The sequence below is a fragment of the Xenorhabdus santafensis genome (assembly GCF_033949405.1).
Lineage (GTDB): Bacteria > Pseudomonadota > Gammaproteobacteria > Enterobacterales > Enterobacteriaceae > Xenorhabdus > Xenorhabdus santafensis.
Genome location: NZ_VCDN01000019.1, coordinates 202743 through 219086 on the forward strand (window position 1 = coordinate 202743; position 16344 = coordinate 219086).

The 16344-nt window shown below is 40.7% G+C and carries 15 protein-coding genes; 5 read left to right on the forward strand and 10 right to left on the reverse strand.

The features are described 5' to 3' along the window. Positions 1-27 precede the first annotated feature (27 nt). From FE392_RS06410 to FE392_RS06430, 5 genes are all read right to left on the reverse strand, one after another. Positions 28-1269 carry an SGNH/GDSL hydrolase family protein gene (locus FE392_RS06410; protein WP_319929392.1) on the reverse strand — a complete coding sequence of 414 codons (1242 nt, stop codon included), beginning with the start codon at positions 1267-1269 and terminating at the stop codon, positions 28-30. Then, positions 1256-2425, reverse strand: a complete 1170-nt coding sequence (locus FE392_RS06415; RefSeq protein ID WP_319929393.1) for an SGNH/GDSL hydrolase family protein — start codon at positions 2423-2425, stop codon at positions 1256-1258. Before FE392_RS06415 ends, FE392_RS06410 begins: the two co-directional genes overlap by 14 nt. After that, a complete protein-coding gene (locus FE392_RS06420) occupies positions 2412-3833 on the reverse strand; it encodes an MBOAT family O-acyltransferase (RefSeq protein ID WP_319929394.1) in 1422 nt (473 codons plus the stop codon). Before FE392_RS06420 ends, FE392_RS06415 begins: the two co-directional genes overlap by 14 nt. 299 nt (positions 3834-4132) lie before the next feature. Then, positions 4133-4909, reverse strand: coding sequence for a protein bax (locus FE392_RS06425; RefSeq protein WP_319929395.1), 777 nt, complete (start codon positions 4907-4909; stop codon positions 4133-4135). Positions 4910-5802: 893 nt separating this feature from the next. Then, positions 5803-6132 carry a DUF3761 domain-containing protein gene (locus FE392_RS06430; RefSeq protein WP_319929396.1) on the reverse strand — a complete coding sequence of 110 codons (330 nt, stop codon included), beginning with the start codon at positions 6130-6132 and terminating at the stop codon, positions 5803-5805. Positions 6133-6482: 350 nt separating this feature from the next. Here FE392_RS06430 and FE392_RS06435 point away from each other — a divergent pair, with 350 nt between their 5' ends. The 3 genes from FE392_RS06435 to FE392_RS06445 all read left to right on the forward strand — a co-directional run bounded on the left by FE392_RS06435 (position 6483) and on the right by FE392_RS06445 (position 9471). Next, positions 6483-7586, forward strand: coding sequence for a toxic anion resistance protein (locus tag FE392_RS06435; RefSeq protein WP_319929397.1), 1104 nt, complete (start codon positions 6483-6485; stop codon positions 7584-7586). A gap of 133 nt (positions 7587-7719) precedes the next feature. Next, positions 7720-8688, forward strand: a complete 969-nt coding sequence (locus FE392_RS06440; protein WP_319929398.1) for a 5-bromo-4-chloroindolyl phosphate hydrolysis family protein — start codon at positions 7720-7722, stop codon at positions 8686-8688. 36 nt (positions 8689-8724) lie between these two features. Further along, positions 8725-9471, forward strand: coding sequence for an SDR family oxidoreductase (locus FE392_RS06445; RefSeq protein WP_319929399.1), 747 nt, complete (start codon positions 8725-8727; stop codon positions 9469-9471). 121 nt (positions 9472-9592) lie between these two features. Here the strand turns inward: FE392_RS06445 and FE392_RS06450 are convergent, their stop codons facing one another. After that, positions 9593-9772: a hypothetical protein gene (locus FE392_RS06450; RefSeq protein ID WP_319929400.1), complete on the reverse strand. Its 180-nt coding sequence runs from the start codon at positions 9770-9772 to the stop codon at positions 9593-9595. A 113-nt stretch (positions 9773-9885) separates the two neighbouring features. After that, entirely contained in the window at positions 9886-10236 is a 351-nt protein-coding gene (locus FE392_RS06455) for a hypothetical protein (protein WP_319929401.1), read from the reverse strand. 815 nt (positions 10237-11051) lie between these two features. Here FE392_RS06455 and tnaA point away from each other — a divergent pair. Both tnaA and FE392_RS06465 read left to right on the forward strand, forming a co-directional pair. After that, on the forward strand, positions 11052-12458 hold the full coding sequence (tnaA, locus tag FE392_RS06460) for a tryptophanase (RefSeq protein WP_319929402.1): 1407 nt from the start codon (positions 11052-11054) through the stop codon (positions 12456-12458). Positions 12459-13172: 714 nt separating this feature from the next. After that, positions 13173-13784 carry a tyrosine-type DNA invertase gene (locus FE392_RS06465; protein WP_319929403.1) on the forward strand — a complete coding sequence of 204 codons (612 nt, stop codon included), beginning with the start codon at positions 13173-13175 and terminating at the stop codon, positions 13782-13784. A gap of 347 nt (positions 13785-14131) precedes the next feature. On the opposite strand, the gene FE392_RS06470 is transcribed toward FE392_RS06465, so the two are convergent. The 3 genes from FE392_RS06470 to FE392_RS06480 all read right to left on the reverse strand — a co-directional run bounded on the left by FE392_RS06470 (position 14132) and on the right by FE392_RS06480 (position 16291). Then, entirely contained in the window at positions 14132-14710 is a 579-nt protein-coding gene (locus FE392_RS06470) for a TerD family protein (RefSeq protein WP_092507922.1), read from the reverse strand. A gap of 66 nt (positions 14711-14776) precedes the next feature. Further along, a complete protein-coding gene (locus tag FE392_RS06475; RefSeq protein WP_319929404.1) occupies positions 14777-15805 on the reverse strand; it encodes a TerC/Alx family metal homeostasis membrane protein in 1029 nt (342 codons plus the stop codon). A 30-nt stretch (positions 15806-15835) separates the two neighbouring features. Beyond that, positions 15836-16291, reverse strand: coding sequence for a tellurite resistance TerB family protein (locus tag FE392_RS06480; RefSeq protein WP_319929405.1), 456 nt, complete (start codon positions 16289-16291; stop codon positions 15836-15838). Positions 16292-16344: the final 53 nt, after the last annotated feature.

A 16344-nucleotide genomic window follows, 5' to 3' on the forward strand; every position in this document is an offset into this window, starting at 1 on the left:
AGTTGATTAAGGTGCCTTGTTTTCCCACTAATTCGATTTTCCGACTAACCCCGTAAACTGCTTATAAAGGGCTTCGGCACTGCGTTCATAACCTGCCGCAGAAAGGTGAATGTAATCAGGGCGTGCGAGTTTTTGTTGTTCCCATCCCTTGATTGAGCATGGCCCACCCATAAACTCCCGCCAATCCCAAAACAAAGTATGTTGTTCTTTGGCTACTTCCTGCTGAACTTGAATAATACCGTTAAGCAAGGCTGGCTGCTGTTCGCTACAACTTTCCGTGGCTTTATCCTTCAGCGAATCATTTGGGCCGATTAACAAAATAACGGCTTGGGGAATCGCTTTACGGATATTTTGCACCTTGGCTGTCAGCTCTTTCTGGTAAGTCGCTAAATCCAGCGAATCGTTAAAGGCTTCATTGGTGCCGTAAGCGAGGATCACCATATCCGGCTTCAATTGGGCCAGTGTATCAACCCATTGAGGTTGCCATTTATCCAGCATATTGATGGTGGCCCCATTAATCCCCAGCGCAGATAACATAATGCCGGGGCTTTGACGTTTTACCAGCCAGCCACCAATTTTCAATTGAGTTTCTTGTGGATAACGGTCTTGTGGATAAAAAGTCATGGGAAAATGGACACTCTGCTCTGGTGAGAAGCGCCATTCACTGTTTGTGGCAGGCCATTGCCAAATTTGCGTCGAAGCAGACTGCACTCTGATTTTTGCCGCGTCGTGAGACTGATAAAGGGCGTTTATCCAATATTTGCCATGGGCAGAAGGCGAATATAACTGTATCTTGCTGTTGGCGTTTTCTGGCGTGGCGATAAAGCCCCCCAGTGGATAATCTGCCCGGTTGTCTTTCCGGCTGCTTGAAAGCCACCAGCCGGTTTTATCTTCGGCGAATTTCATGATGTCATGGCGCTGGCCGGGAATGTTCATGGGAGGAATAAACCCCGGGCCGGCGTCACCGTAACGACTCTGCAATAATTTGCGCAAGCTGCCGGTAAAAAAATCGGCAGCGGTGTGAGAATCCCCCAGTTGTACAACGTGAATCTGGCGAGTGTCGCTGTGACGGAGTTTATCGGCTAATAACGCAAAATTGGGATCGCCAAAATTCGTCAGTTGTTGCTGATGCTGTGTTTGCGTTATTTGGCGCTCCGATGAGGGTTTGGTTTTCTTCCCATGGCATGATAGCAGGCTCACAGAGAGCGCGATAACCAGACCTGCACCCATTATCCGGTATAACCCACGGAATGTGCTAAATGGTTGCATTTTCTTTAACTGGCTCCTGAATAAATTTAATCAATGAAAATAGATGATTTGAGATGGTCTGTTGCCCTTTCAAACTGAAATGAATGCCGTCGCCACTTCGAATTTTTATCGTGCTGCTGCCATCACCAATATAGTCTGAATAATTATCTGACTGATATTTGAACATATCATTAACGGAAACATAGATCTCGCCCATTTTCTCCACCTCTGTCTGATACAATTTATTGAGGTAAGCCATGCTGCTGGAGAGTTTTTTCTTGCGCATATTGGGTGGCCCCACCCAAATAACATCTACCTGATTTTGACGCGCATTGTGCAAAATAGTTTCAATTCGTTGGCGGTAAACGGCTTCCCAATCGTCACTGGAAAATTTCAAATAAGGCCCACCGCGTTTTGCCGGCATATCCCACGGGTCATTCGGCCCTAAAAACACCACGATTAATTTAATATCAGTATGCGTTTTTAACGTATCGCTGATAGTTTTCGGCCAATCAAAAAAACTGGGATAAGACAGCCCAGTGCTCTGCTTGCTTAAATTAATGCTGGAAATGCCATATTCCTGAGAAAGCTGACGTTTTAATAATGGGGCAACGCCTTGCATCATCGAATCACCGACAAATAACACCTTATCTTTGGCACTCAGATTGATATGTGTCTTTTGAATAACATCAAAGTTGGCACTTTGGATTAAATCATGTTGATACGAAGGAGCCCGGACGAGCTTAATGTCCTTTTGCAGAAGCTCAGGAAATGTCACTGAAAGGTTTTCGATGGGGTACACATACCCCTCCAGAAAGCGCAGGCCTATCTGAAAATCAGGGTGAAATACCATCCGGTTGTTATCATTATTGCCCGTTTGTTCGGCTTGCATAGATTGCGTTTGCATGGCGTCTACGGGGCTATCCTGATACTTTCCCTTTGCATAGGCCATAAATATCTCACCAGCAGCAGTCGTGCCTTGTTGCACATTATGGCCTAAATCCCACAATGGCTCTCCTTTGAGGAAAGTCCAAGGGCTGTTGCGGTGGTATTTCTGCTGCCAGAAATTATCCAATGAATTTTGATTCAACCAGACCAGCATCACAGTGGTTAAAATAACGGCAAAAATGATTTGCCCGACTTTTTTTAGGTTAGAAATATATTCAGAAGTTGGCATAGATAAATCCTGGCATTCCTGAAGGAGATAAAATAAATACCAAAGTCAGTATCAGAGCTAAGGGAATAGGGTAATAAATCCAAGAAATCTGATCGTGATTTTTTTCAATTTTGTTTCTGAGATTGACCAACCAAGGGTAGGCGATAAAAAAGGCCCAGAAAGCGATTAATATCGAGCTGCTGGACAGCAGGGCAGCAAAAACCTCGCCAGAGAACAATTGCGTTAATACCGCCAAAGCATCATTAAATGTCGGGCTGCGGAAAAAGACCCATGCAAAGCAGACAAAATGGAACGTCACTACACGGGATAAAAATAGAGCAATGGGGTTTTTCGCCGCTAATTCATTGTGTTTTTTTCCGGCAGGGAGCAGGGCATTTTTAATGTTTTGCAGAATTAATCCCAGCCCATGAATGGCTCCCCAGATAATAAAGCTGAGACCAGCACCATGCCATAGCCCTGAAATAACCATCGCCATGAACATATTCAGGTTCTTGCGGAATGTGCCTTTTTTATTGCCGCCCAGAGGAATGTAAACGTAATCACGGATAAACGTTGACAGACTGATATGCCAGCGCCGCCAGAATACCTGTAAATTCTCGGCAAGGTAAGGAGCATCGAAATTGCGTGGTACTTTGAAGCCCAATAACAGGGCGATACCCGTAACGAGATCGGTATAGCCGGAAAAATTAAAATAAATGTTCCATGCATAAGCATAAATAGCGACGAGAACTTGCCCAGCATGGTAGCTGGATGGATCTTCAAAAACCGGATTAACAAAATTTTCAGACAGCGTAGAGCTGAGTAAAAAGAGTTTTATTATGGCAAATGCAATCAACAACAGCGCTCTCAACGGCTCCAGCATAACTCTGGATGAAGCCTGAATTTGCGGTAAAAAATCTTTAGCTCGATTAATTGGCCCGGCGACAATACTGGGAAAAAAACAAAGATACAAAATAACATCAGGCAATGAGGCGGTCGGCAGTTCTTTTTTGCACACGGAAACGACATAACTGACCGAATGAAATGCATAGAATGACAGGCCCAACGGAATCAGGAATTCAAGTACAGGTAGTTCAACACTCATTCCAATGCTGGCTAATGATTGCTGAATTGATTCTTGGAAAAAAGAGTAATATTTGAAGGTGGTAAAACAACCAAGAATACCTATTGTTAAGAGCGAAAATATGATCTTATTGGATAAATAACGGCTGAGAATATTCGTTAAAAAGTAAATAAATAGGGTGTACGCGAATAAAATATAGGCGAAATTGGCTGAAAAAGAGTATACAAATAAATAACTAACTAAAATCAATAGGCCATTCTGTAGCTTGGGTGCTTTCTGTAAAAGCCAGTAGACAAGTAGCAGAATACCAAACGATCCTAGAAACTCAAAAGAAAAGAAATTCATATTAGGCTCTGGCTAACCATTTATTGTTGGAAAATGAAATGTAATTCTGAGGCTTATTATAGTATGGAATTTATCTATAGTTACAATAGATAAAGTAGAGAAGAATTATAAAAAAAAAAAGAATCCACTCTGGTATTAACACACAGTGGATTCTTGGGAGATTGAGAAATTGTTGCACAGAGAAATCTATATCCTTTTTGTCTAATAATGATTGTGAATTAAACAAAATGTCATTTTTAGCATGTTGTCCTTAACACATTTCTTTAAGAGATTATTTTTGGAACATTAATCTATCACTATTATTGGATCGCAAATTCCTGTACTTGCGAAATCAGGTTTTTATTGCCATTAAATACCCGGTGCAAATAGCGATTATAGTCAGCACCCAGTTCCGAATAACCGTTCAGGTTATCGATAAGTTTACTGGTGTTCAGTGGCTTTTGTGCTGTTCTCTGTTTTGCACGTGAAGAACGTAGTGATTCATAAGCACGATGCGTATTCAGGTTTTTGATATAGGCAACGACTGAATCATCAATGGAGTGATAAACGGAATAGCCTCTGACTTTTCCTTTCCCCTTGCCGCATGAAGCGCAACGCATGCCAAACAAATTATTGTTTTTCTGGGCAAGTTCTGACGTGCCCCAGCCTGATTCTGCTGCTGCCTGAGTGATAACAAAGTGGGTTGGTATAATGTCAACCCGGCTTAGCAGCCTGTTCCAATTGACCTGTTTGGGTGAATTACAGGTCATTTTGTAATCCATGCAGATCCTTTTTAATCGACTGACATCCTGTGCCGTCCAGTTATGTGTTTTCTGGCGTGACAGGAGCCATTTGCGGTCTTGCATAATTTTTTTATTATGCTGATCTACTACAGGGACAACAATATTTAAAAACGCTTTCTTCCGGGGTGTACCTGAAGGGTATTTTCGCAAGTCAGGCAAGTTTTTCTGAATGCCATTGTGAGAATACTCTTTCATTTGCGAGGTACTGGTCGAGGCATAGCTCAGACCGGTAAAGACTAATGAGATAAAGAAAGCGAAGACCGCAGTTGTCCTCATCATCGTTCGTGAGGGCATTTGCTTCTCCTCGTTTTATTACTCTGGATAAAAAACAAACGAATATTAGCAGAGCAAATCAAATATAGCTACTGCTATTCGTTATGCATAAGATTCGTTTCTGTAACGAATGTTATCACCCTACTGACAAATATCTATATTTTTTATCTTTCACAGTAAATTAGTGTAATAGTTATTATGATTTTATCTGGTATCTAGTGATTTTTATTTTATATAAAGTCTGATTATTCACATTTTATCTAGTGTGAGTGCGTGAGGATTTTTAATGCAATATCATGATATATAATGATTATTTTTACTTCCCTTTAAATCGGTTTGCAAGGCATGCTTGTCTGTTTCTTTCTGTTATTGTGAATTGGGAAATTGCTTAATTTTAATTATCAGTTTTTCTGGTTGGTTTTTTGATTTCTTACCTTGGCTAATGAGTGGAAATGCCATTAATGATTTAATATCTGTAATGTTTGTTTTGTTTTTTATGTTATCAGATTTTACAAACAGAAAATGCAGCATGATGGATAACTTGGAGCATGGCAGGTACATTATTTTTTAATAGAAATTTAATAGAAATTTTTAATGAGTGTTAGTTTCAGTAAATGTAATTTTCAATAAATGGAAATATGAATGACAGGAATTATGCGGGAACAATAAATATTATAAGCTAAAATATCTTAATGGTGTCGCCAGTGAAATTCTTATTAAGAATATTATAGTAGTATAAAAAACATAGAGTAATATTCATTATCGATAAGGTTTTTTTATTTTGATTTGTTGATTAACAAATGCGATTTAGATTACCACCCCAATGGGGTTTAAATATTTGGGTGAAAACCGTTGGTACAAAAGAATTAGGGAGCGTTTGCTCCCTAATTGTATATGATGTGTTTAACGCTATTTTACAACCACTTAGATACACCACCGTGGCGAGAGCAGGCTCCTTTATGAGATTTGCTCTTGCTATAAGACCCGTCTTTACAAAGAGCTGTATTGGCTCCTTTTTTTACTGATTTATTTTTCTTTTTTGCTGCCTTATGGCTACTTGCTTTTTTGGTTACTTTCTTCTCTAACGAATTAACTTTATTTTTGGCAGACTTAACATTGTGTTTCACTACCGTTGCGGTTTTTGAGGCTGCTTCGGCTGAGGTTGATACCGCAGGCACTGCAAGTGCTGCACTTGAAAACAACACCAGTAATGCTGCAACTGATAACTTCAAGCTTTTCATCATTTATATCCTCTGGTTAGAGTACTTAAAAACCGAAATCTACTCTTGCAGTTTGGAGTATAGTTTTGAATGATATGATTGCAAATTTCACATAGAAAATGTTTATGTTTTTAAAAGTGTTTGTTTTTAATTAATTAAACTTTTTTATTGATAGATCATTATATTTCATTCTGTGAGTTTATCCCCGCTTTTGCATGCTGAAATACACAAATAAAATCAAATAAGCAGTACGTTCAATTGAGGAATTGAAACACAATTGCTCAGGAATGAATGTGTTTTAAATAACCAGTGAAAATCGTATAATATTTTTTATTTTCCATATTGTTATATCAATTTTACAACAGGATTACCCCATGAATACGGAAACCATGCCGATACCATCATTTGAACGTCAATCTGGTGCAACGCAATTATCTGAACAGGTTGATCGGGAAAAGGTGAATGCGTTGGTTGAAAAAATTGATATTTTCCAGCCGGCTGCCGTGATTAGTTACGGTGCTAAACCAATGGGGGAAATTGCGCGCTTTGCTGATTCCCTGCTGGAAAATGTCCGTTCAAAAGATGCCGGGGAAGTCGGTAAAAAGTTGTCAGATCTGGTGGTGTTTGTACGTGAAAACGGGGTGCTGACTGAAGAAGAGAAAGCCAGTGGTTTCTTGCGTAAACTGCCGTTGATTGGCGGACTGTTCAAAAAAGTAGAGCGGATCAGCATTGACAGAAAATCACTGACACAACAGGTGGATACCATCAGCGGCCACCTTGACCGCTCAATGACTAATCTGGTGCGCGATATCAATGTGCTTGAGCAACTTTATGCCCGCAACCTTAACTTCTATCGTGATATTACACTGTATGTTGAAGCCGGCAAGCTGAAGCTAGAACAGGTGAATAATGAACTTTTACCTGAATTGCGCATGAAAGCCGAAATGTCCAAGGACATGATGGATGCCCAGAGCGTGAAAGATCTGGTGGAAAACATCACTCGTTTTGAACGCCGTATTCATGATTTGGAGTTGTCAAAAACTGTGGCAATTCAAACTGCGCCACAAATTCGCATTGTGCAGAGCAATAACCAGCAGCTCGTAGAAAAAATTCAGAGCAGCATCATGACAACTTTACCTATCTGGAAAAGCCAGTTGGTATTGCAAATGTCGTTGGAAGCTCAGGGCAAGGCAGCCAAATTGCAAAAAGAAGTCAGCGACACAACGAATGAATTGCTGCGCAGAAATGCGGAAATTCTGCAACAAAATAGCATTGCAACAGCCACAGAAGTGGAACGCTCGATTATTGATGTAGAAACGTTGCGTGATGTGCAACAACGCCTAATCAATACGGTTGAAGACACCATGCGCATTGCTTCTGATGCAAAAGCCAAGCGTGCCCAAGTTGAAGTGGAACTGGCAGGCATGGAAGAAAACTTGCGTCAGCGCTTAAGTGCTGCAATCACGAAATATCAATAACAATAAACAGATACGACATATTGTGTATGTCAGGCGCATTCTAATTTTGCGCCACTTTCTATACACATTATTATGTTACTTATCCCCATCATCGTTCAGGTCACAATTTGCACGATGATGGGGATTTAAAGGAATGAGCTTTGTTGTGGATAAGATAAAAGCATTTTTTTTACGCCTGTTATTCCATTTTATCGGGTTATTGGCAGGCGGTGTGTTGAGTAGTTTTTTTACTCACTTCGAATGGGGGCCTTTGAAAGACGCTCCGTTAGCTGTTCAAAGTGACATAAGTGGATTAATTTCTATTTCCAGTTATCTGGGGATTATGGCTCTTTTCGCCCCTCGTCGTGAAAGATATTCGAGCAATGTATGGCATTTTGTCATCATGCTAGCACTGTGTGGGGTTGCAAATGCCTTACCGGCATACTTCCTATTGGCTGGGTTTATGGCATTGCTGATTAAAGCCAAGAGAAAGAAATTAACGAAAGGAAGGTTATTTTTGCTGGTGATGACCGGCCTTATAGTCGTGAATTGGATGATTCATGATTCAAAATTGATTCCGTTGTGGTTTAGCTTTATTTACACGGTGACAGTGGCTTTCTTGTTCTATATGGATGGGAAAAACATTAATAAGAACAATAAAGTGGCCGAACCTCCTCAAATGCCTATTCCGGCTGAACCGGATAAAGCCCCACCCGCTTTTAGCCAATACATTCAGCAGTTGGCATCAATTATGGCATACCAGCCCGCTGTTCCTCAGGATGTCTGGCCTTATCTGAAAAAAATTGAAGAGAAAACCCGTGCCATCATCAGTTGCATGAAAGAAGATGAAAGGGATGTCCCATCCGGTACTGCATTTCTGAATCGCTATTTGCCGATGATTAAAAATGCCTTGGAATCCCTGGCATCACTGAATCTCCATCGGGCCAACAGTCCGCAATTTCAGGAGGCCAAGCGATTGACGATTCAGAGTTTGCAAGAGATGGGCGTGGCATTCAGTGAAATGCACCAGAATTTGTTGGACAACAATATTGATGATTTGATGGCTGATTTGAAATCAATGAGCCAATTAGCGCAATCGCAGGGATTTGATGTGAAAAAGTAATCTGAAAAAATAACCTGAAAATGGGGAGAAGCTATTTTGCAAAAAGTGACAATCGTTACAGGTGGTTCCCGAGGTATTGGCAAGGCTACAGCACTGTGTTTGGCAAAGCAGGGGCATCATATTTGTATTGGTTATCAGCATCGCCAGGAGCAGGCTTATGAAGTTGTCGATATGCTGCGGGCTCTTGGGCAATCGGCAATGGCCGTTCAAGTCGATATAGCAGATGAAAAGCAGGTTATGGCGTTATTCGAGCAGACAGAAAAAGAGCTGGGTTACATCTCTGGGCTGGTGAATAACGCTGGGATTTTGAAACAGCAAACGACCATTGAACACCTGACGGCAGAAAGGATAAATAGCATCTTAGCAACCAATGTCACAGGGGCTTTTCTCTGTGCCCGTGAAGCGGTCAAAAGGATGGCTTTTCGGCATGGCGGGCAGGGAGGGGGAATCGTCAATGTTTCATCTGCTGCATCCAGGCTGGGCGCTCCCCATGAATATATTGATTATGCGGCATCAAAAGGTGCTGTTGACTCGATGACAATCGGGTTAGCGCAAGAGGTTGCAGCCCAAGGGATTAGGGTGAATGCGGTTCGTCCCGGGCTCATCTATACCGAAATGCATGCTGATGGCGGAGAGCCTGGGCGTGTTGATAGAGTCAAAGAGTTTTTGCCCATGAAGCGGGGTGGACAGCCAGAAGAAGTTGCTCAGGCTATTGCATGGCTGCTATCGGATGAAGCATCGTATGTGACGGGGAATTTTATTGATTTAGCTGGCGGGAAATAGCTTATCAACCTATTTATCGTGGTTGAGTGGTTTTTATATTGCCAGATATTGAAATGTGAAAACCATGAATATAAGCCGAAAATTTTCTTGATGATCTTTCCGGCTTATTAGCAGGCAATTTTTAGATAACCAGTCGAGTTAATAAATATTCCCCTTCGTCTTTCAAGTTGCCGCTTTGTTGGCTGTACTCATTCACCCCGGTTACATCGTTATCTATGCTCCCGGGGATTATTGATAGGTCCTGTCTCTCACCGGAGGCCAGCTTTTGGCTGGGCAAATTCGTTGCCGACGAATTTGTCATTCATTTGCCGCCGCGATGCAGCTTGAAATCCATTAGGTATAATTGCCATAAGATGAGAATGGTTTGAAATAGATGCGGGCTTTAAATAAACAATCATTCTGAATTGATACTATTTAAGCCAGCATTTCTCCCAATTTCGGTTTAAGGATCATCTTTCCAGGTTCGATCTCAATGTTGATAGGTTGTTCTATTAAATTGCTGAGTGTTAACCAATCCCCTGCAATATAGAATTCGCCATTTTCACGAATGCTGTCGATCCCTTCGTATGGATTATCTTCGACTTCATTGATCAAATTGACCAGATCTGCATTGGGATCAACCAGCGAAATAATGATTCCATTGGAAAACTGTGAAATATGAAATAACTCATTCGCGGTAAATCCAGCATCGCTGAGTGCACTGCCATTAATTATTAATTCCGGGATATCAATGTCAGTATGGCGAAATGCAACATGAAGGCTCATTTGTACGTTCCTTGTGTTATTTGGGTATACAGCGATACTTTATCAGCACTTCGCCCGCACTGCACCGCGAATTCATACTTGTTTTCATCTGTATCGCACTCATCGATTAATGATCGGCTCCTACCCTAGCGTTTAGTGACCTAATATGCTATCGATAATGTCACTCTTTGCGAAGTGACTCGCAAAAAATCACTGGATATTTATCCATTCTAAAATGTTTTGTCAGAATAATATCTACCAGCCACGCTACACTCATCAATGATTCTATAATTGTCCATCAATCTATATTGATTAACCAAGTTATATATAACCTGATAAATACTCATGTTAACAATCTGTATTTGGTTTTGTATTTGTCTGGTTTTTAAATTTTATAAACCGACGATTATAATTATACCGTTATCATTTAGGTTTGGTATTTTACACATGGGTTATATTTTATTGTGCGTTGATTTTACTTGGATTTTTTTATTACCCTATGCTTATTATTATTGTTATAAAATCCAGATAGACAGAAATATTGCACTATTGTATAAGTGTTACAATATATATGTGTTAATTAATATTTTACGGGCTAACATATGAATGTTTGTTTTTTTCTGTGTAAAAAATTTCTTCGTGAAAATCTTAAGCTTTTCTGTTGGTTATTCGCCCCTTTACCTGTTTAGTCATTTTATTCCTATCCCCATAAAAATAATTCATCATATTTTTTATTTGTCAGTATTCATCTTGCATGGCTTAGAAAAATAATCAGATAGCTTTATTTATTATTCAGTACATCAATTTCTGTTTTCCTTTTAAATAGGTGCATCTAAATGAAACGTATTCCAGAACCCTTCCGCATCAAAATGGTAGAAAATATTCGGATGACAAGTCGCGCTGAGCGTGAAACTGCATTGGAAATGGCAGGGCATAACCCATTTATGCTGCCTTCTGACATGGTTTACATTGACCTATTGACTGACTCAGGAACAGGAGCGATGAGCAATCATCAATGGGCAGGAATGATGATGGGCGATGAATCTTATGCCGGCTCTCGTAATTATTATCATTTGGTCGATAAAGTTAAGGAACTGATTGGCTACCAATATACTATTCCCACCCATCAAGGGCGTGGCGCAGAGCAGATTTTATTTCCCGCTCTGATTGCCCGTAAGAAATTAAACGGAGGGGCTATTGCGCCTGTTTTTATTTCCAATTTCCATTTTGATACGACAATGGCCCATGTGGAGTTAAATGGTGCCAAGGCGATTAATGTTGTTACTGACAAAGCCTTTGATACAGGCAGTTATTATGATTGGAAAGGCAATTTTGATATTGAAGCACTTAAACACACTATCAAAGAGTATGGCGCAGATGATGTGGTTGCCATTATTGTGACAGTGACTTGCAATAGTACCGGGGGACAGCCGGTTTCTCTTGCCAATATGAAATCAGTTTATGAAATAGCAAAGCAACATGATATTCCTGTGGTGATTGATTCAGCCCGTTTTTGTGAAAATGCTTGGTTTATTAAGCAAAGGGAAAAAGGTTACGAAAATAAATCAATTCAAGAGATAGTCAAAGAGATGTATCAATATGGCGATATGCTGACGATGTCTGCGAAAAAAGATCCCATGGTGAATATCGGCGGTCTTTGCTGTTTCCGTGATAATGAAGAGCTATTCAATGAAGTGCGTATTCGTTGTATTCCGATGGAAGGGTTTGTGACTTATGGCGGGCTTGCCGGGCGTGATATGGAAGCGATGGCGATAGGTCTTGGAGAAGGAATGGATGAGGATTTTCTGACTTATCGCATTAATCAAGTCACATATTTAGGAGAGCAGCTAAGAAAAGCCGGAATTCCCATTCAGTACCCGATTGGTGGTCATGCTGTTTTTGTTGATGCCAAATTGTTTTTGCCCCACATTCCCAGCGATCAATTTCCAGCCCATGCCTTGAATAATGAATTATATCTGGAAGCCGGTATCCGGGGGGTGGAAATTGGTTCTTTGTTATTGGGGCGAGACCCAGAAACCGGTGAACAGAAAAAGTCACCGATGGAATTGATGCGATTAACTATTCCCCGCCGTGTTTATACCAACGACCATATGGATTATGTCGTTGAGGCTTTTATTTCGTTAAAACAACGAGTGGCTGATATCAGGGGATTAACGTTTACTCACGAGCCTCCCATTTTGCGCCATTTTACGGCCAGATTAAAACCGATTGAAGGGGAGTAATAATTAGAAAATGGGTATCTTGATGCTATTTTTTTTAGCATTTTATAAATGACCATTTAATACGTGCATTATGTCATGGAATGAAATATTGCGAGAATATAGAGCCATATATATAAAATACATATGGCTCCATTGGATAACCCTTCCTAAATTTAATTGATACATTGATTAATTCTCAATGGTGTAATTATTGTGTTGTGATTTTGCAATAAATTCATTGGTTAATTGCTGTCTATTTGTTTGAAAGTGCTTTGTTTTTTACTTTTAGAATAAAAACAGGCAATAAATTTAAATTTTATCTTTCATTTATTCTTAATAACTAAAAAAATATTGCTTGATTATCCTATCTGTTGCATTATTCGCCATGAATCAATTTTATATCAATTATTAAAAATAATGATTTTATTTTGAATAATAATTATTACTTATGTTTAGTTTTGCTATATATATTTGTCGCGGTGTTGGAAGTTAATGGAATAATATGTTTTTTAAATTCATCAAAGATAACTTGATAATTTCAATGTCATTTTAAATGACTGTGGTGGTTATTTTTATTTTAGTGATGAATATATATTTATTTAACCAATGGCTCCCGCTGAATTTTTTCTATTTATGAATAACTTTATTTTGAAGAATATGAGTTTTAAAAAATATTAGTTTTGAAAATATTTGTTTTAAGAATAAGTAAACAGTGGCCATAGAGAGTAATGTATTATGCTAAAACGTAAATATTTAACTCAATCTGAAATTGAGCAACTCTTAGCTGAATTAGGGAAAGGTCCTAATGCAGAACGTAACATTTGTATGCTTTTTATGGGGTTTCTCCATGGCTTCCGTGTTTCTGAGTTGTTGGGATTACGTATGTCCGATGTTGACTTGCGTGACCGCAGTTTGAGCGTCAATCGTTTGAAAAATGGGTTTTCCACCATTCATCCCATGGTGACACGGGAAATACAGATTTTGCGTAAGTGGTTATCTGTACGTAAGAAATTTGAAAAATTCGGCAAAAGTGAATGGTTATTTATTTCTCGTACCGGGGAACCTTTGTCGCGTCAGCAATTCTATAAAATTATTCGCAACACAAGTATCAAAGCAGAAATTGCCATTTGTGCGAACCCGCACATGTTGCGCCATTCTTGTGGTTATGCGTTGGCGGATAATGGTGTTGATACCCGATTGATCCAAGATTATTTGGGCCATCGTAATATTCGTCATACAGTCAGATATACGGCGAGCAATGCTGGGCGCTTTGATGGTATTTGGCGAGGAAGGGGAAAGCGAAAAATGATTACCTCTCAGACCAATTTATTGACCAGAATAGATTAAATTATAAAACAGAGAGTAAATATCCTATTTAATTTCATGCTGACGTTAACTGGGTTTCATTCCAGTAACAATGAATTAATATTCTAACTTGGCTAAAGGGAAAACGATTGGCGTTTAATCATATACTGAAAAACATCTGACAGTGTTGCCTTAAACCAGTATTTAAGAATGCTATATTCAAAATCTCATTTGATTGAGAAGCGTTTTCTTACGCTTTATTTCTTTGTATAAATGAAAATAAAGCCCTGCTTATTTATTCAGGCAGGGCTTTTAATTTCAGTGCGAAATATTAACTTATTAAATTTTCACACTGATACTTTTATATTGAACAACGCCAAAATAACGAATTACGCAGCGTTGATTCCGTATTGCGCACAAACAGAAGCCAAACCACCCGCGTAACCTTGGCCTACGGCACGGAATTTCCACTCTGTGTTGTGGCGATATAATTCACCGAACAGCATGGCTGTTTCGGTTGAGGCATCTTCTGTCAGGTCATAGCGAGCAACTTCAACTTGGGTATCATCGTTAACCAGACGGATGAATGCGCCGGAAACTTGGCCGAAGCTCTGGCGACGGGTCTGTGCGTCATGGATAGTGACCACGAATACCACTTTGTCGATGTCTGCTGGGATCTGATCCAGTTTGATTTTCAGTGATTCATCATCGCCGTCTCCTTCACCAGTGCGGTTGTCACCAGTGTGCATAATGGAGCCGTCAGCCGATTTCAGGTTGTTGTAGAAAATAAAATCAGAATCACCGCGCACTTTGCCGTTTGCTGCCAACAGGAAAGCTGATGCGTCAAGGTCGAAATCCTGCCCGTCAGTCGCGCGGGCATCCCAGCCGAGACCGATCAGAACATTTTTCATGGTTGGCGCTTCTTTACTCAGAGAAACGTTACCGCCTTTAGAAAGAGATACACCCATTGTTATTTCCTCATTGATTACGTTTAGATACCCGTTTCTTTTGGGTAAGGGTTTTAGTTACCGGATTTAGCTTGCATTTTCTTTTTGCGGGAACAACAAGCTGGCAAGAATGCCCGCTGCCAATACCCCAATCACCACAAGCAGGCTGGTTGTCGCCGAAATTGAATAGCCGTGGTGGAATATATGTTCAGAGGCATTAAGGCCCAGTTTGATGGCAATAAAGAACAGCAGGGCGATGACTGCTTTTTCTAAATGTACCAGATACTTTTTCAACGCTTCGAGCACAAAGTAGAGCGTACGCAAGCCCAAAATAGCGAACATCATGGCGCTATATACAATCAAAGGCTCACGGCTGACTGCAATAACCGCAGGTACAGAATCAAAGGCAAACATCACATCAGACAGCTCAATGACCGCCAGACACAGCATCAGGGGCGTGGCATAAAGTGCCGCTTTACCTGCCCGGCCGACTTTCACATCCGCGTTTTCCGGTTTAGCCAGCTCTGCATCCACTTCTTTTTGATTGAGCATAAAAGCATGGCCGCGCAACTTCGGCCAGATTGGGAAGAAGCGCTTCACCAGACGGTATGCTATATGTTGCGAATAATCTTCGATCTCATCATTGTCATCACCGCTTTTCAGCATCATGACCGCAGTCCAGCCAACGATAACGGCAAACACAATTTCAACCCACGGCCCAAGTGCCAGCAAGCTTGTCCCGATAGCAACAAAAATACCTCGGAAGACGATTGCACCGATGATCCCCCAATACAGGATCCGGTGGCGATAGCGGTCTGGAACGGCGAACCAGGAGAAGATTGCCATGATGACAAACAGGTTATCGACGGAAAGGACTTTTTCCAGTGCGTAGCCTGTCACAAACAAGCTGGCCGTTTCTGCGCCGTGATGTACATACAGGAACCCCGCGAAAGCAAAGGCAATCGCAACCCAGAAAATAGACCAAAGGGCGGCACTGCGCAGCGAAATCGGCTTATCATGACGATGCATAAAGAGGTCGATAAAGAGCGCACCAACCGACAGAATAATAAATACAGCAACGGTTTCCATCGGAAAACCAATGTGCGTGGATACCATGAAGTAAGCCTCTTAAATAATTATCTGCGATTACAGTTCGAAATCAGCCGGAGCAAAGCCAAGGGCTGTGCAAATTTCCCGGGCAGCATTCTTTTCGTTGTTATCAAAGTCACCGTCACTCTTGGCAACTGCGATCCCTACGCGTAAAGCAAGCTGCGCCGCTTCTGGCTGCTGTTTCAGTGCCATGATGAATTTCATGGCTTCACCTTTGCCAATGTCGGCATCAAATTCGTAGCTGCTCACCAGCTTATTGAAAAATTCGATGATTTCGCTGGTATCGAACACTTTCAATTCAGGGGAGCTTTTGATGAACCCGATCATCTTCTGTTTTTCGTCTGAACTGACACCATCGCTTGCCATTGCTACGTGCGCGCATACCGCAACAGTACCTTCCATGAATTTTTTATTCTTGAAACGACCAACTTGGTTAGTCAGCTCTTCACGCCCTGCGTTGAGCGCTGATTTGATTTTGTTTAAAAAGGACATAAGCCCCTCCGTTAAAATTTGCGATGCAAACACTGATTGTGTAACTGCTTTGA

Bases quoted from the DNA above. Each gene is read 5' to 3' on its own strand.
- FE392_RS06410 (WP_319929392.1), bottom strand. From the start codon at position 1,269: ATGCAACCATTTAGCACATTCCGTGGGTTATACCGGATAATGGGTGCA.
- FE392_RS06415 (WP_319929393.1), bottom strand. From the start codon at position 2,425: ATGCCAACTTCTGAATATATTTCTAACCTAAAAAAAGTCGGGCAAATC.
- FE392_RS06420 (WP_319929394.1), bottom strand. From the start codon at position 3,833: ATGAATTTCTTTTCTTTTGAGTTTCTAGGATCGTTTGGTATTCTGCTA.
- FE392_RS06425 (WP_319929395.1), bottom strand. From the start codon at position 4,909: ATGCCCTCACGAACGATGATGAGGACAACTGCGGTCTTCGCTTTCTTT.
- FE392_RS06430 (WP_319929396.1), bottom strand. From the start codon at position 6,132: ATGATGAAAAGCTTGAAGTTATCAGTTGCAGCATTACTGGTGTTGTTT.
- FE392_RS06435 (WP_319929397.1), top strand. From the start codon at position 6,483: ATGAATACGGAAACCATGCCGATACCATCATTTGAACGTCAATCTGGT.
- FE392_RS06440 (WP_319929398.1), top strand. From the start codon at position 7,720: ATGAGCTTTGTTGTGGATAAGATAAAAGCATTTTTTTTACGCCTGTTA.
- FE392_RS06450 (WP_319929400.1), bottom strand. From the start codon at position 9,772: ATGACAAATTCGTCGGCAACGAATTTGCCCAGCCAAAAGCTGGCCTCC.
- FE392_RS06455 (WP_319929401.1), bottom strand. From the start codon at position 10,236: ATGAGCCTTCATGTTGCATTTCGCCATACTGACATTGATATCCCGGAA.
- tnaA (WP_319929402.1), top strand. From the start codon at position 11,052: ATGAAACGTATTCCAGAACCCTTCCGCATCAAAATGGTAGAAAATATT.
- FE392_RS06465 (WP_319929403.1), top strand. From the start codon at position 13,173: ATGCTAAAACGTAAATATTTAACTCAATCTGAAATTGAGCAACTCTTA.
- FE392_RS06470 (WP_092507922.1), bottom strand. From the start codon at position 14,710: ATGGGTGTATCTCTTTCTAAAGGCGGTAACGTTTCTCTGAGTAAAGAA.
- FE392_RS06475 (WP_319929404.1), bottom strand. From the start codon at position 15,805: ATGGTATCCACGCACATTGGTTTTCCGATGGAAACCGTTGCTGTATTT.
- FE392_RS06480 (WP_319929405.1), bottom strand. From the start codon at position 16,291: ATGTCCTTTTTAAACAAAATCAAATCAGCGCTCAACGCAGGGCGTGAA.